The sequence below is a fragment of the Cyanobacteriota bacterium genome (assembly GCA_025054735.1).
GTDB lineage: Bacteria > Cyanobacteriota > Cyanobacteriia > SKYG9 > SKYG9 > SKYG9.
The window spans coordinates 1-2578 of record JANWZG010000482.1; the positions used below are offsets into that span (position 1 = coordinate 1).

Genomic DNA, 2578 nt, shown 5'->3' on the forward strand with positions numbered 1-2578 from the left:
GGCAGTGCCCGTCCAACCCTGGATATTCGAGCGGGGGTAGCTCCAGGGGCGATCAGCACTCCCCTAGGACTCATCGGTAGGTTCTCACCAACTGGACTGACAACGGGCAGCATTCCTACCAACGCCGCTATTACTCTCAACCGCATTCGTTTTGATGCTTCTGATGGGCAAGTATACCTCAGCACCCAGTACAACCCCAACCTAGGCTTGTCTGGTGGAGATATTGTCTTCACAGGCACTTCTCCAGGACTTGATCTGAGTAGTGCATCCGGTAATGGTGGCGCTGTGATCCTTGATAGCCGAGGTCGTATTACGATACCTGGTGAGGTGAGTACGTTTGCGAATGGTTCAGCCAGTGGTGGCAACGTTACTCTCGCTGCAGTTGGCGATGTCACTGTCGGTAACATAGACACTTCCTCTATCGTGGCGACAGGCGACGGCACAGCCAATCATGCTGGAGCCATCACTATTACCAGTGGAGGAGCCGTCACTACTGGTTCCCTAGCAGCAGCCTCTGAAGTTAGAGCCGGAAACGGAACAGCGGGCATTGGCGGCACCATCGCCCTCACGGCCACAGGTTCTGTGCAAACCCAGGCCATCAGGACTGCTGCGATCGTCGGTGGTAACGGCACCGCAGGCAATGGCGGCATCATTAGTCTGACCAGCAAAACAGGCAGCATAGTAACTGCTAACCTCGACACCTCTAGCCTTGTGCAAACGGGCACCTCTGGTAGTGGTGGTAACGTCTCCCTGATCTCCCCTATCAGCATCACTACTGGCACCGTCACCACCAATGCTTCCACGGGTAGCGGCGGTAGCGTATTTATCGATCCCCGGGGGGATGTGCAGGTGACCTTCATTAACGCCCAAGGGGGCACTGCTGGCTTTGGTGGCACTGTAGATATCACTACGGGTAGCCTGTTTCGAGCTACGGGCACCTTTACTAATCGCACTGGCACCCTTGCCAGCATTTCCACTACTGGTGGCTTAGGGGGGGGTAACATCACCCTGCGGCATGGCGGCGGCAACCAGACCCCGTTCATTGTCGGTAACCTGTTCACCAACAACGGCACAGCAGGAGCCATTACTAGCGGTGGCAGCACGATCGCCACTACCTTCCTCGTGCCCCCCGGCACCTTCACCAGGGGCAATATTCGCGTCATTACCCCCGGTAACTCTAACCGGTTCAATTTCTCTGGTGATTTCTTTGGCGGTAGTGGCAACGACCTGAAGGGCGAAATCCTGCTGCCACCCAAGACAGATACGCCTAATTTCGATCCGGTACTCGACCTACGCTATCGCGCCCTCGAAGAGGCATTCACCACAGAGTATGCCCAGTATTTTGGTGTAGAAGCACCCCCTTCGATCAAATCGATTGCCCAAGCAGTTGCAGCACTGAAGCGCATTGCCCAAGAACCAGGAGTGCCCAGTGCCCTAATTTACGTCTACTTTGTGCCCACCAATGTCCCTGCCACCGATGTCTCCAGCTTCGACATCCAGCGCCGCCGCAACGATGATGTGCTGGAGCTGCTGATGATCACAGGTAATGGTGCCCCAGTTTATAAGCGCTATCCCCGCATTACTCGCCAGATGGTCACCGCTGTGGCGGACGACATGCGGATCGCTACCTCAGATGCGGAAAACCCCGACTACCGAGAACCTGCCCAGCAACTCTATGAGTGGATCATCGCTCCCCTAGAGGCAGACCTGCAAAACCACCAGATTCAGCAGCTTGTATTCTTGACTGACCTGAAGTTGCGATCGCTCCCCCTTGCTGCCCTGTACAATGGCAAACAATTCCTGGTGGAGCGCTATGCCATCGGTCTCATGCCCAGTTTTTCCCTTACCAGCACCACCTACACCAACATTCAATCTGCCCCTGTGCTAGGCATGGGAGCCTCGACATTCCAGGAACTCAACCCTCTGCCTGCGATTCCCACAGAGTTGGCGCTGATTACCCATGACCTGCGCCAGGGTGGGCAAGCATTCCTCAACGACCAGTTCACTCTAGACAACTTGAAGGCAAAGCGTATCATTTATCCGTTGCCGATTCTGCACCTAGCGACCCATGCTGAGTTCAAGCCGGGAAATGCTGGGCAGTCCTACATTCAACTTTGGGACACTAAACTCCGCTTAGATCAAATTCCTCAGATGGGCTGGAACAAGCCCTTGGTAGATTTGCTGGTGTTGAGTGCTTGCCGCACTGCCCTAGGCGATCGTGAGGCAGAACTGGGCTTTGGTGGCATTGCCTTCCAGTCGGGGGTACGATCGGTGCTAGCCAGCCTGTGGTACGTTAGTGACATCGGTACCCTTTCCCTGATGCAGGAATTCTACAGCCAGTTGCAAACCACACCCACAAGGGCAGAGGCATTGCGTCAGGCACAGATCGCCATGGCGCGGGGCAACGTTACTTTGAAAGCAGGCACATTGCAGACAGTGCGAGGACAGATTCCCATACCACCAGAGCTACAAGCTTTGGGAGATATAGATCTATCACACCCTTACTATTGGTCAGCCTTCACCATGATTGGTAATCCTTGGTAAGTGGATGCTGGAAATGCAACTAAGAGGATATTTG

1 protein-coding gene is annotated in these 2578 nt (G+C 54.8%); it reads left to right on the top strand.

Features of this window, described 5'->3' with window-relative positions; translation table 11 throughout:
- Nucleotides 1-2544: CHAT domain-containing protein (locus NZ772_17115; protein ID MCS6815277.1), on the top strand; the 2544-nt coding region annotated here is incomplete at its 5' end.
- Between the last annotated feature and the right edge of the window lie 34 nt (nucleotides 2545-2578).